The sequence below is a fragment of the Polynucleobacter sp. MWH-Svant-W18 genome (assembly GCF_018687495.1).
In the GTDB taxonomy this organism is placed as follows: Bacteria; Pseudomonadota; Gammaproteobacteria; order Burkholderiales; family Burkholderiaceae; genus Polynucleobacter.
The window spans coordinates 923,652-936,844 of sequence record NZ_CP061293.1 but is presented as its reverse complement, the minus strand read 5'-3'; the positions used below and the strand labels follow the sequence as shown (position 1 = coordinate 936,844).

The window sequence follows — 13,193 nt, the reverse complement described above, 5'->3', positions numbered from 1 at the left end:
TCTATGATGGATATCACGCAGTCACATTCAGCGCCTACTCCTCAGGCCCTGAGAATTGCTAAATTACAGCGAGTCCAAGACTTCCTGTTTCATGGCATTACCCAATTCTTTGCTCTATCTGTGTTAATCGCATTGATGGGCATTTTGATTTCACTCGTAATCAATGCATGGCCTGCATTGCACACCTTCGGCCCAGCATTCTTCTTCACCCAAGAGTGGGATATTGTGAATGGTGAGTTTGGTGGCTTGATTGCGATCTACGGTACTGTAGTGACCTCAATCATTGCTTTGTTGATTGCAGTGCCATTGAGCTTTGGTATCGCAGTATTTTTAACAGAACTCTGTCCAGGTCCATTGCGTAGACCCCTCGGTACAGCAGTTGAGTTGCTGGCAGCGGTGCCTTCTATTATTTACGGTATGTTTGGTTTATTTATTTTTGCTCCATTATTTGCAGAATATATCCAGCCTGCACTTGCTGAAACATTAGGACAAATTCCTGGATTGGGCATTCTGTTCTCAGGTGCTTACAACGGTATTGGTATTTTGTGTGCTGGCTTAATCCTCGCCATGATGATTCTGCCTTTTATCGCGTCTGTAATGCGTGACGTATTTGAAATCGTTCCACCGGTTCTTAAAGAGTCTGCCTACGGTATTGGTTGCACAACTTGGGAAGTGGTTAAGAACGTTGTACTTCCTTACACCAAAGCTGGTGTTATCGGTGGTGTGATGTTGGGCCTTGGTAGAGCGCTCGGTGAAACTATGGCCGTTACTTTCGTGATCGGTAATGCGCATCGTCTATCCGCCTCATTATTTGCACCAGGCACATCCATTGCATCAACTTTGGCAAACGAATTTGGTGAAGCGGAAGCTGGCAATCACCTTTCTTCACTCTACGCGCTGGGTTTAGCGCTCTTCATCATTACTTTCATTGTGTTGGCATGCGCTAAGTGGATGCTCAACAATATGGAGAAGAAGCAAGGGATGAAAACATGAACAATACTTCAAATATCAACCCAGCAATCTTCGCAAAGCGTAAACGCGCTAATAAGATTGGACTCACTTTATCTATGGGGGCAATGCTCCTAGGTATGATTTTTCTATTCTGGATTTTGGGCGTTCTCTTATTTAAAGGATTCTCAGCTCTGGATTGGTCTTTGTTTACAGCAAGCACCCCAGCCCCAGGCTCTGATGGCGGTGGCTTAGCAAATGCAATCGTTGGCAGCTTACTGCTAGTGGGTTGCTGTACCTTTATCAGTACGCCTGTCGGTGTATTGGCGGGACTTTATTTATCAGAGTATGGCGATCGTAGCCGCGTTGCTTCGGTGACCCGTTTTGTTACAGACATCATGCTCTCAGCCCCCTCTATTGTGATTGGCTTGTTCGTTTACGCATTTATCGTCGCACAAGCAAGACACTTTTCTGGATGGGCCGGTACTGTAGCTCTAGCCTTGATTGCTATTCCTGTCGTTGTTCGCACAACTGAAAATATGTTGCGCTTGGTGCCGGGAAGTTTGCGTGAAGCAGCTTATGCATTGGGAACGCCGAAGTGGAAAGTGGCTTTCAAGATTACCCTGCGCGCTGCACAAAGCGGAGTGATGACCGGTATCTTATTGGCACTTGCTCGCGTCAGTGGTGAAACTGCACCATTGCTGTTCACGGCTTTGAATAACCAGTTCTTCTCCACCAATATGAATGCACCTATGGCGAACTTGCCAGTGGTGATTTTCCAATTTGCAATGAGCCCCTATGACAACTGGGTAGAACTAGCATGGGGCGGAGCATTACTAATTACATTTGCCGTTCTCGGCTTAAATATTTTGGCGCGCGTCGTATTCCGTGAGAAGGTTCAAGGATGATGAGCAATATGAAAACAATGTTTGACTTAAATACGATTGATAGTCAAGGGGGTAAAGTGGAAACAACAAATCAACATTCAGAGCAGGCCGCTATCAATGCGATTGAAGTTCGTAATCTCAATTTCTACTACGGTGGATTCCAAGGCTTAAAAGGTATTAACTTGGATATTGAGCAGGGTAAAGTGACAGCATTTATTGGGCCATCGGGTTGCGGTAAATCCACCTTATTGCGTACCCTAAACCGTATGTATGACCTCTATCCAGGTCAGCGCGCTGAAGGTGAGATCAATTTTTATGGTCAAAACATCCTAGCCCCAGGTCAAGACTTGAATTTGCTGCGTTCCCGTATTGGTATGGTTTTCCAAAAACCAACCCCGTTCCCAATGTCCATTTATGAAAACATTGCCTTCGGTGTGCGTTTGTATGAAAAACTCTCCCGTTCCGAGATGGACGAGCGTGTTGAATGGGCCTTGAACAAAGCGGCTCTCTGGACTGAAGCAAAAGACAAATTGAATCAGAGTGGTTTGTCACTATCAGGCGGTCAACAACAACGTCTGTGTATTGCTCGTGGTGTAGCTGTGAAGCCCTCAGTGATTTTGTTGGATGAGCCTACTTCAGCATTAGATCCAATTTCTACTGGCAAAATTGAAGAACTCATCAATGAGCTCAAGCACGAATACACCATTGCGATTGTTACCCACAATATGCAGCAGGCTGCCCGCGTTTCTGATTACACCGCCTATATGTACCTCGGTAACTTGGTGGAGTATGGTAAAACGGATGAAATCTTTATCAAGCCTAAGCGTAAAGAAACAGAAGACTATATTACTGGCCGTTTCGGTTAATTGGAGACATTAAATGCCTGATAAACACCTGTCATCACAATTTGATGCTGATTTAAATGCACTTTCAAGCCGCTTGCTTGAAATGGGTGGATTGGTTGAGTCACAGATCTCAACAGCCATGCGTGCGTTTACACAAATGGATCTCGATACTTGTAATGTCGTCATCGAGAATGAAAAGTTGGTGAATGATCTTGAAATTCAAATTGATTTAGCTTGTACAGAAGTTATTGCGAAACGCCAACCAACGGCACGTGACTTGCGCCTGGTGATGGCAGTATCCAAAGCTATTACCAATCTGGAGCGTGCTGGTGATGAGGCTGAGCGTGTTGCTAAGAGCACTCGTAACTTGATTCAGTCTGGTGCACCACACAACATTAACGTTGCAGAAATTCGTTTATCTGGTCAGATGGCGATTAACTCCTTGCGTCGTAGCTTAGATTCCTTTGCGCGTCTCGATACTATTGCGGCTGCTGAAGTGGTTGCTGAGGATCGTCAAATCGATGATGAATTCAGAGGGTTTGTTCGCAAATTGATGTCCTATATGGCGGAAGATCCCCATATGATCAGCACTGGCCTCGATATGTTGAGCATTGCTAAGGCGATCGAGCGTATTGGTGACCATGCAAAGAACATCGCAGAATTTGTGATCTATATTGCAAAGGGCTCTGATGTCCGTCACATTCCCCACGAAGATTTAGTGCGCGAAGCCAATAAGCCTTAACAATTTATCTCCAAATGACTCACCGCATACTAATAGTTGAAGATGAGCCATCAATCGCTGAGCTGATTGCTATCAATCTCACTCATGCTGGTTATGAGGTTGAAAAGGCCATGCAAACTGATATTGCGATCAGTTTGATGAAAGATCGTTTGCCCAGCTTAATTATTTTGGACTGGATGCTTCCCGGAAAATCTGGCGTGCAATTTGCTAAAGAGCTACGTGCCAATGATCGGACTAGAGGCCTACCCATTTTGATGCTGACCGCTAAAAGCGAAGAAGCAGATAAGGTCTTGGGTCTAGATTCTGGTGCTGATGACTATGTCACTAAGCCTTTTTCACCGAAAGAGCTGATTGCCCGGGTCAAGGCTTTGTTACGTCGCCAGACTCCAGTGGAGGACACTGGACCCCTAACAATTGGACCTTTGAAATTGGACCCAAGCTCCCATCGTGTTTTGGCAATCTGGCCAGATAGCGATCCGAAGCCGGTATCCCTTGGACCCACTGAATACCGCTTACTCCAATTTTTTATGTCGAACCCAGAGCGAGTTCATTCTAGAACCAATCTGCTCGATAACGTCTGGGGTAACGAGGTCTATATCGAAGAGCGGACGGTAGATGTCCATATCAAGCGCTTACGTGCAGCCTTGACCCCGGTTAATTGTGATCACTATATCGAGACAGTTAGAGGCAGCGGTTACCGGATCACCAAAACCCCAAGCGAGAGTTAAAAAGGGCTTTGCTGCCTGTTTATGCAATTTCTAGCGCAGTCTTGAGATGGGCTAAGATTGCACCATGATTTCTGCCTTAGCCCGCATCCTGTTCTTAGTTTCTTTAGCACTGATAGCCGCCTTTTTATCCTTAGAGCAATTTGGGCCAACTTGGGCTATTTTTGTCGGTCTTGGATTCTTATCCATTCCATTGATTTATTCCTACATCAATCTGGCGCGCCTGGGTAAATACGTGCAATCAGATTCAGTAGAGCTCATGCCGCTTCCTGGTGGATTTTGGGAAGAAGTTTTTTTCAAGTTGCAGCGTTTAGTGAAAAACTTAAAAGAAAAAATGCGCAGCATTGAGCAACAGCACAATCACTTCATTGAAGCGTTTCAAGCATCACCTAACGGTATTGTGATGTTGGATGAAGATGATCAGATTGAATGGTGCAATGCAATTGCAGAGCGTTTTTTTGGTTTAATTTTCAAAAGAGATGTATTGCAACGCATTAATTTCTTAATCCGTCGACCAGAATTTGTTCAATATTTAAATAAACGTGATTTTGAAGAACCTTTGCTCATGGAGCGCATGGGCCCTGACAGTAGCCTCAGTTTAATGCTACAAGTATTTCCATTTGGTCAAAATCGCCACCTATTGCTTGTGCAAAACGTGACCGATTTGCAGAAAGCAGATGCGATGCGTCGTGACTTCGTGGCCAATGTCTCCCACGAAATGAGAACCCCAATTACAGTATTGATGGGCTTTCTAGAGACGGTCCAGTCTTTAGATCTTGAGAGGGAACAACGAGATCAATACTTTGAAATGATGATGTCTCAAGCACAGCGCATGAAGGGTTTGGTTGAGGATTTACTAACTCTAGCCAACCTCGAGGCAAATGCACTGCCTGCTGTCAGCACCCGAGTCAATCTTGAAACGGTCATGGCTTATCTTCGAAATGATGCCGAAGCACTCTCACAAGGCAAGCATGTTTTTAGTTTTGAGAATGCAGCCGCTGTCAATATCCTGGGTGATGAACGCGAAATTCTTTCTGCATTTAGTAATCTCGTATCCAATGCGATTCGCTATACCCCAGATTCAGGCTCTATTCACGTGAAATGGAAAATGATTGCGCAAGACCAAGGCGAATTCTCTGTAAGCGATACCGGCCCTGGCATTGCTTCTGAACATATTTCAAGATTGACTGAGCGTTTTTATCGGGTAGATAGGAGCCGCTCTCGCGATACTGGTGGTACAGGCCTAGGACTGGCAATCGTGAAGCACATTGCAAGCCGTCATCAAGCCCAACTCATTATTGAGAGTACTCCAGGCAGGGGGAGCACTTTTATGCTGCGTTTTCCGAAAGAGCGCCTATCTGAATAAGCCAAATAGGGCGGATAGTCGAAAAACTAGTCTTTTTTCTTCTTTTTCTTCTTTTTGGACTCTTTTGGAAGCTTTTCAGCCTTACCGCTGGCATATAAGCACCAAACCTTGATCTCTTCAAATAACTCAACGAGATCTTCATGGGGCAGGCTTTTAAGATCAACGAGACCAATGGCGCCTGTTTCTTGCAGTTGTTTTACTGCATCTTCGTATCGATAATCGCTCATAAGCTTAGTTTTTCACTGTTTGGATGACTCATCCTATCAAATTAATATTACAAAACCCATTTTTTGGGTATTTCAGGGGGGGGATTAGTCCGGATCCCCTGAAATTTCTGAGCTTCTTTTGACCCCATTCAGCCTTGCAATCAGCCTCTCTAGGGGGCCTCCAAGGACTAAGGTGAGCAATATCGCACCTAGCGTTAATAAGCCCAAGGCAAATTGCCCGGCACCAAAAGCCGCCCCAATCAGGGCAGTTGCCCACAGGCTAGCTGCGGTAGTCAGACCATGGACCTTTTGGGCATGCTGCTCACGAATAATGACGCCAGCGCCTAAAAAGCCAAGACCAGTAATAAGACCCTGAAGAACGCGGCTAACAGCCTGAGCGTCATCTTGAACGAAGTCACTGATCAGCATCACTGCGCATGCTGAGCCAATTGCCACCAAAGAGTGGGTCCGTATACCAGCAGCCTTATGGTGCATCCAGCGATTTAAACCCAGGATGATGCCAACCAATAGGGCTAGAGCGAGTCGTAAGACAATCGTGCTGCAAACAGTCCAGTCACACATGGGTTTTCCTTTAGTCACTATGGGATAGCTAATAGATCCAGTGTATCCGAGCTACATCAATTGGTCATAAAACCGTCTTTCCTATGTCATGGCAATAGATAACACTCCACATGAAGTTATGGCGGCGTCTTTACATGATGAGGACGTCCAGATCAATCTGTTGTTATGGGGGGTTTGTCATGAAAAAAGTACTCTTATCGATTTGGGACGCATGGTACGAGGCTCGCAAGGCCTACGCTAAACGATATCTCTCACACCGCCTAGGCAGTTAATGATTCTTACCTATGCAGCATTGCTGCTTAGGTAAGATGGGCGAAATTGGCATTCAGACCGCGGGATCCTCGGTCTTACGGCACTCCTTTACCCCTTAATAAAATTGAAATAAATCCTCCCTAGGATGGTGGAATATTCAACCATTTCAGCATCCAAGGGAGCTATGGACGTCAATCTAAGCCAATACCTAGCTAATGTATTTCGCAATGAAGTAGGAGCAAAGCCCACTACGGAATCCCAGGATCGCGCCAAAGACAATCTAAAGCCTGGGATTGATCGCAATCTCAATCCCTTTGTAGTCGATAAAAAATATTCTTTACGACTTGACGAGATCATTTAATATAAATATTTAATACCCAATTCATATGACTCGTCCATACAATATTCTGTTTCTTTGCACAGGCAATTCTGCCAGATCGATTCTTGGTGAGGCGCTAGCAACTACGCTAAGTCACGGCCGATTTATTGGCTATTCAGCTGGCTCTACACCTCGCGGTGAGGTTCATCCCATTGCTAGAGAGCTAGCCAAAGAGATGGGGTATCCACTCGAAATGTTGCGTAGCAAAAGCTGGGATGAATTTGGTCTCGCAGGCGCTCCAGTGATGGATTTCATCATTACTGTATGTGATTCTGCTGCCGGCGAGGAATGTCCTTACTGGCCGGGTCATCCTGCTACTGCTCACTGGGGTTTTATGGATCCCGCTGCTGTCACCGAGGGTGATGAGGCGATGTGGGCAGCATTCAGAAAAGTAGAAATGGGTTTACGTAACCGTATCGAGCTCTTACTTGATCTGCCGATAGATAAATTAGATGACTTGCAGATCAAAGATGAGTTGCACGCAATCCACCACAAGTTGAATAAATAATTGAATTGTTGAAGGAAGCATATGGCTACCTATAGTGTGTATTACGCAGGCTTGAATCTTTCAACACATCAAAAATATACGATCGCCCAAGCAATTACCAAAATTCATGCAGAGGTTACTGGTGCAGAGGCATACTTTGCGCAAGTCATCTTTAAAGAATTAGATATTCATGATTGCTTCATTGGGGGTGTATTGCTCGAAGATGCTCACATTTTTGTTAATGGACAAATTCGTGCGGGAAGAAGCGAGCAAATAAAGAAGCAACTATTAGTCGAGATTGAGATTGCCATTCAAAGTACGACCAAATTGGCCAGCAATCAAATCTGGGCCTATATCGATGAGCTCTCACCCAATCAAATGATCGAATACGGTCAAATATTGCCTGCCGTTGGCCATGATGGTGTCTGGTTTGCAACTTTGCCTGCCAATATTCAAGAAAAGCTCAGCTATATCAACTCGTAACTGAGGCAGTTCTGTAATAGAGGGATTAAGATTGGTAGATTAAAGTACCAGTCGAGAAACCCCATGTCTTCAGTCAAAAAACCCCAATATGCCGTACTGCATTCTGTAGAGTCGTTTAAGAACCCACGACCCAGTATTGAGAAGCGCATGGCTGATGGCAAAGCCTTGCGCAAAAAAGTCAGCTTTGCAGAGCAGGGGATATACACACCACCTAAATATCGCGTTGACCCCATCACCATTTTAGAAAATCAAGCCAAGCAGCGGATTGAATCGCTTATCCCGATTCGGTACGAGCGCATGGTGCAATCGCCGTTTACCTTTTATCGTGGTGGAGCTGCCATCATGGCTCAAGACTTAGCCAATCAACCAACTACGAATATTACGGTGCAATTATGTGGTGATATGCATGTATCTAATTTTGGTTTATTTGGCACTGCTGAGCACCGCTTGGTCTTTGGTATAAACGACTTTGATGAAACCTTGCCTGGTAGCTGGGAGTGGGACATTAAGCGACTCGTTGCTAGTGCAGTCATTGCCTCTGAAAGCATCGGGGGTAGTAAGGCAACGAGCAAAGAATTGGTTTATCGCATCACTTCTGAATATCAAAAGCGGATGGAAGAGTATGCCAAGATGCCTTACCTAGATCTAGCCGAGGTATTTATTGGTGAGAAGGATATCCGCAGGCACTTCAATAAAGAACATCAGAAGACATTAGATGCGTATTTAAAAGAAACCAAAGGCCAAGGAAATATACAGGTCTTGCAAAGCTTAACAACGCTGGTAGGTAAGGACCGTAAAATTATCAATCGACCACCACTGATTGAGCACTTTAAGAAACAAGCCTTCGGCGTTCCTTTGGAATCATTGATTGATAAAGCCTTACTCAACTATTCCAGTACCTTGCTTGCAGATCGACAAGTCTTGTTTGAGCGTTACTACTTGAAAGACTATGCTCGCAAAGTTGTTGGTGTCGGTAGTGTCGGCACCAACTGTATGGTTCTGTATTTTGAGGGTGATAGTGCAAACGATCCACTATTTCTTCAATACAAAGAAGCCCAGAAGTCTGTTCTAACACCTTATTTGGGAGAATCCATTTATCGCGACATGGGTCGGCGTGTGGTAGCTGGCCAGCGATTGCTACAAGGTGCCCCTGACATCTTCCTCAATTACGGTGCTGTCCAATTTGACATCAACAAAAGTCAAGGCTTTTACTTACGCCAGCTACGGGATATGAAAGGCGGTATCAACATCGGGGCGGGGGGCGTGTCCTTGAAGAACTTCCCAGATTACGCCAAATTATTTGGCTGGGCCCTTGCTTTAGGCCATGCTCGCTCAGGTGATGCTGCTGTGATTGCTGGCTATTGCGGCAGATCTGAGGAGCTTAATAAAGCGCTTTATGCATTTGCTAGATCTTATGCAAAACAAAATCAAGATGACTATGAACTCTTTTGCAAAGCAGTCAAAAAAGGCAAACTGAAAGTTGCCAAGCGAAAATCTGCCCTCTAGCTAGAGTAGTTGGGTATTTGCTTGTCACAAGGATGACATCTTCTTTGTTGATATTGTAGTTTGACCTCACTTAAGCGCTTTTTTCGAATATGAATATTCATCAGCTTTGTAAAACCAGTTTATTTCTTTTTGCTTTCACCTTTGGCGGCACTATTTTTGCAGCGGCAGTCTATCCGATTGACAGCGCCTCTATTCTTGCTGGATCTCATTTTGATATCAAGGTAGAGCTCAACAATGTAGTTCAACCAGAAGATCTGGTGATCGAAGTCAATGGCGCGCCTATAGGCAAACTCGTTACTAGCAAGCCGCAATTTATTGCCAATGAAAACGGCAAAGGAAGTTCACTGATTTATCGAGATGTAAAAATTACCAAGGCTGGAAAGTATGTCCTAGTAGCCCGCGCCGGTCGGGAGCAGATTCAAGTAGCTTGGGATGTCTATGCAAGTGGCCCACGCCGCGTGAAGAATGTGATTCTCTTCATTGGTGATGGCATGACAATTGCCAATAGAACAGCAGCGCGTGTTCTTTCAAAAGGCATTGTGCAAGGCAAGTATCAAGGTAGATTGGCTTTTGATGATATGCCAAGCACTGCCATGATTGGGACCTCTGGCTCGGATTCATTGATTACGGACTCAGCTAATTCCATGAGTGCTTACACCACGGGTCATAAGACCGCAGTCAATGCCATGGGAGTATATGTCTCTAGAGCCGACGATAATCTTTCGCACCCAAAAGTAGAAACGATTTCCGAATTAGTAAAGCGTAATACCAAAATGGCTGTTGGCATTGTCTCTGATGCGGAATTAGAGGATGCAACCCCTGGTGCCATGGTTGCTCATACTCGGCGCCGTGCCGATAAGCAATATATTGCAGATCAATTATTGGCTAGCAAGGCAGAAGTGATTTTGGGTGGTGGCTCAGCGTATTTTTATCCGCAATCCTCCAAGGGATCAAAACGTAAGGATGAGAAAAACTTAGTGGAGACCTTTAAGGTTGACGGCTACCAAAATGTTTTCACTAAGCAAGAGTTGCTCGCGGCTGCGCAGGATAAAAAAACTCAAAAATTGTTTGGCGTCTTTCATCCAGACAATATGGATGGATCTCTCGACCGTTTCTTCTTAAAAAAGAATACCGTCTCTCAGTATCCAAACCAACCTGATCTCACGGAGATGACTCAATCCGCCATTGAAGTGCTGTCCAGAAATCCCAATGGATTTTTCTTAATGGTAGAAGCGGCCTTGATTGACAAATTCAATCACCCCTTAGACTGGGAGAGGGCTGCGTTTGACACCATCATGTTGAGCAATGCCGTTCAGGTTGCTAAAGACTTTGCAAAAACTCATCCCGATACCTTAATCATCGTGACACCTGATCATACCCATAGCGGCTCTATCAGCGGTGTGGTCCATGATGAAAAGCCGGGTCCCTTGCGTGAAAAGGTGGGTATCTATGCTGAGGCGGGTTTTCCGAACTACCCAAAGGCAGATGTTCAGGGCTATCCCAACCAAGTAGACGTTTCAAATCGTTTGGCTTTTTTCTACAGCAGCTATCCTGACCATTATGAAACGATGCATCCAAAATTAGATGGCACTTTTGTCCCTGCTATTAAAGGTGAGGATGGCAAGTTTGTGGCCAATCCAAAATACCTTCAGTTGCAAGAGGATGCCATTCATGTTGGTGGCAATCTTCCGTCAAGTCAGGATGTAGGTGTGCATAGCGCTGATGATGCTGTGCTTAACGCTATGGGGCCAGGCTCAGAAAAATTTAAAGGTTTCATGGATAACACTGAAGTCTTTAAAGTGATGGTGAAGAGCTTAGGTCTTGGCAGTAAATAGTTTTGGTGTGCTGACATATTCTTGAAATATCTGCAGGTCAGAATGCGGATGTGAATATCACATTAGAAAATCAACATTCCACGATTACCTGTCCGTATTGCCAAGCCTCAGAGAGGCTAGAGCTACCCCGTGGATCTTCTCAGCATCTCTATCGCTGCTGTGCCTGCAGCAATATCTTGAAGACAAAGTCTGGCGATTGCTGTATTTTTTGCAGCTTTGGCGATGTTGATTGCTCAAACGCTGAACAAAACCTAGCCGCCTAGCCATATACCTTGTAGATTACGCTGTAATTTCACTAATATGTCATCGTTTTTTCATAAAATAGACATATTTGCTAAGCGTAAGCATATTTCAGGGAATATTTTGGCAACTCAATCAAGCGATTCTGTAATTCAATCTGACGACCTAGTCGCTGCGGTGGATTTGGGCTCAAATAGCTTTCGTATGTTGGTGGCTCAGGCAGTCAACACTCCTTCGGGCACTCAACTTCGTCCGATTGATACTTTGCGTGAATCCGTCCGTCTCGCTGCAGGCTTAACTGAAAACAAATTATTAGGTAATGACGCCTATCAACGGGGATTGACTGCTATTCGACGGTTTGGCGAACGCATCCGTGGATTTGATCCAGCGAATGTCCGTGCTGTTGCAACGAATACATTGAGGGTTGCTAAAAATGCACAACTATTTGTTGATGAAGCGCAAGAAGCCTTAGGCTTTCCGATAGAAGTGATTGCGGGCGTTGAGGAAGCGCGTCTTATTTATATCGGCGCCGCCCATGAAGTTCCAGCAGTGCAAGGTAACCGCCTTGTTGTCGACATTGGTGGTGGCTCCACAGAGTTCATCATCGGTAAAGGCTATGAGCCGCAGTTGATGGAAAGTTTATATATCGGGTGCGTTTCCCATAGCATGCGTTTTTTTCCTAAAGGGAATGTGGATGCGCATGCATTTAAGGAGGCAGAGCTAGCCGCTAGACGCGAGATTCAGGTGATCTCTGGTGCTTATCTCAAGAGCGGCTGGAAGCAGGCCGTAGGTTCTTCTGGTACAGCACGGGCCCTTGCCGAACTCATCGCCGAGAATGATTTCAATGGACATGGTGATGGCTTGACGATGGGACGCGTCAATACGACCAGCGGTCTGATTACGCGTGAAGGCTTGCGCGCCATGAAAAAACACCTACTCAAATATGAGCACGTAAGCCAAGTGGAGTTATTGGGTCTCAAGGATGATAGAAGGGCTGTATGGCCAGGTGGTTTGGCTATTATGTTGGCCGTCTTTGATGAGCTGGGTATCGAGGAGATGGAAGTCACCGATGCAGCATTACGCACCGGTGTGCTTTATGACTTGCTAGGACGCTCACAACATCACGATATGCGCTACGTCACTGTTGAGCAGTTTATGCAACGCTATGCTGCAGATCGTGAGCAAGCAACGCGTGTTGGAAAATTGGCGGCAGCTTTCTTGAAACAACTCCCTAAGCCTGAAGTGGAAAGCAGGGAAGACAACATTGCTTTATTGCAATGGGCTGCAAATCTGCATGAGATTGGTCTATCCATCTCGCACAATGGCTATCACAAGCATTCAGCTTATATCGCTGGTAATGCAGATATGCCTGGTTTTTCTAAGAATGATCAGGCTCGCCTCGCAGCCCTACTAATTGGGCATACCGGCAAATTGGGCAAGTTGGCAAACAATACTGGTTTTCATGATTGGCGCATGTTGTTTTGCCTGCGCTTAGCTCAGGTTCTTTGCCGCGGTAGAAGTGATGAGGATCTGCCGGAAGTAAGGGTTTCTGAACAAGATGGCGCTTACCAGGTGAGTCTCTCAAGAGATTGGGCTGTCACCCATCCATTGACCGAATTTAGTTTGCTAAAAGAAGCTGCCGAATGGAACCGGATTGGCCGCACCTACGAAATCAATCTGAAGTAACAGGCTCCGATCACTCAGAGCCTG

15 protein-coding genes are annotated in these 13,193 nt (G+C 45.4%); 13 read left to right on the top strand and 2 right to left on the bottom strand.

Annotation, left to right across the window (positions count from 1 at the left end):
* Window positions 1–3 precede the first annotated feature (3 nt).
* The 6 genes from pstC to phoR all read left to right on the top strand — a co-directional run bounded on the left by pstC (window position 4) and on the right by phoR (window position 5,513).
* Complete coding sequence (gene pstC, locus C2757_RS04920) at window positions 4–993, top strand: phosphate ABC transporter permease subunit PstC (protein ID WP_371817011.1); 990 nt, start codon at window positions 4–6, stop codon at window positions 991–993.
* On the top strand, window positions 990–1,856 hold the full coding sequence (gene pstA / locus C2757_RS04915; RefSeq protein WP_215373190.1) for a phosphate ABC transporter permease PstA: 867 nt from the start codon (window positions 990–992) through the stop codon (window positions 1,854–1,856). The genes pstC and pstA overlap by 4 nt, the downstream gene beginning before the upstream one ends.
* 8 nt (window positions 1,857–1,864) lie before the next feature.
* The gene (gene pstB, locus C2757_RS04910) at window positions 1,865–2,701 is read left to right on the top strand and encodes a phosphate ABC transporter ATP-binding protein PstB (RefSeq protein WP_216863957.1); all 837 of its coding nucleotides are present in this window, start codon (window positions 1,865–1,867) and stop codon (window positions 2,699–2,701) included.
* A 13-nt stretch (window positions 2,702–2,714) separates the two neighbouring features.
* Window positions 2,715–3,422: a phosphate signaling complex protein PhoU gene (phoU, locus tag C2757_RS04905; protein WP_215373188.1), complete on the top strand. Its 708-nt coding sequence runs from the start codon at window positions 2,715–2,717 to the stop codon at window positions 3,420–3,422.
* 14 nt (window positions 3,423–3,436) lie between these two features.
* Window positions 3,437–4,150, top strand: a complete 714-nt coding sequence (gene phoB, locus C2757_RS04900) for a phosphate regulon transcriptional regulator PhoB (protein ID WP_215373186.1) — start codon at window positions 3,437–3,439, stop codon at window positions 4,148–4,150.
* Window positions 4,151–4,214: 64 nt separating this feature from the next.
* Window positions 4,215–5,513, top strand: coding sequence for a phosphate regulon sensor histidine kinase PhoR (phoR, locus tag C2757_RS04895; RefSeq protein WP_215373184.1), 1,299 nt, complete (start codon window positions 4,215–4,217; stop codon window positions 5,511–5,513).
* A gap of 26 nt (window positions 5,514–5,539) precedes the next feature.
* Here the strand turns inward: phoR and C2757_RS04890 are convergent, their stop codons facing one another.
* Both C2757_RS04890 and C2757_RS04885 read right to left on the bottom strand, forming a co-directional pair.
* Window positions 5,540–5,740, bottom strand: a complete 201-nt coding sequence (locus C2757_RS04890; protein ID WP_215373182.1) for a hypothetical protein — start codon at window positions 5,738–5,740, stop codon at window positions 5,540–5,542.
* A gap of 84 nt (window positions 5,741–5,824) precedes the next feature.
* Window positions 5,825–6,319: an MgtC/SapB family protein gene (locus tag C2757_RS04885; RefSeq protein ID WP_251366711.1), complete on the bottom strand. Its 495-nt coding sequence runs from the start codon at window positions 6,317–6,319 to the stop codon at window positions 5,825–5,827.
* Window positions 6,320–6,737: 418 nt separating this feature from the next.
* Here C2757_RS04885 and C2757_RS04880 point away from each other — a divergent pair, with 418 nt between their 5' ends.
* From C2757_RS04880 to ppx, 7 genes are all read left to right on the top strand, one after another.
* Complete coding sequence (locus C2757_RS04880) at window positions 6,738–6,914, top strand: hypothetical protein (protein ID WP_215373180.1); 177 nt, start codon at window positions 6,738–6,740, stop codon at window positions 6,912–6,914.
* Window positions 6,915–6,939: 25 nt separating this feature from the next.
* Window positions 6,940–7,440 carry an arsenate reductase ArsC gene (locus tag C2757_RS04875; RefSeq protein WP_215373179.1) on the top strand — a complete coding sequence of 167 codons (501 nt, stop codon included), beginning with the start codon at window positions 6,940–6,942 and terminating at the stop codon, window positions 7,438–7,440.
* A 21-nt stretch (window positions 7,441–7,461) separates the two neighbouring features.
* The gene (locus C2757_RS04870; protein ID WP_215373176.1) at window positions 7,462–7,902 is read left to right on the top strand and encodes a tautomerase family protein; all 441 of its coding nucleotides are present in this window, start codon (window positions 7,462–7,464) and stop codon (window positions 7,900–7,902) included.
* 63 nt (window positions 7,903–7,965) lie between these two features.
* Window positions 7,966–9,408 (top strand): DUF2252 domain-containing protein, encoded by a 1,443-nt coding sequence (locus C2757_RS04865; RefSeq protein ID WP_215373173.1) that lies wholly within the window; start codon window positions 7,966–7,968, stop codon window positions 9,406–9,408.
* Between the two features lie 89 nt (window positions 9,409–9,497).
* Entirely contained in the window at window positions 9,498–11,243 is a 1,746-nt protein-coding gene (locus C2757_RS04860) for an alkaline phosphatase (protein WP_215373170.1), read from the top strand.
* 50 nt (window positions 11,244–11,293) lie between these two features.
* Window positions 11,294–11,506 carry a GDCCVxC domain-containing (seleno)protein gene (locus tag C2757_RS04855; protein ID WP_251366710.1) on the top strand — a complete coding sequence of 71 codons (213 nt, stop codon included), beginning with the start codon at window positions 11,294–11,296 and terminating at the stop codon, window positions 11,504–11,506.
* Window positions 11,507–11,606: 100 nt separating this feature from the next.
* A complete protein-coding gene (gene ppx / locus C2757_RS04850; RefSeq protein ID WP_256438114.1) occupies window positions 11,607–13,169 on the top strand; it encodes an exopolyphosphatase in 1,563 nt (520 codons plus the stop codon).
* Window positions 13,170–13,193: the final 24 nt, after the last annotated feature.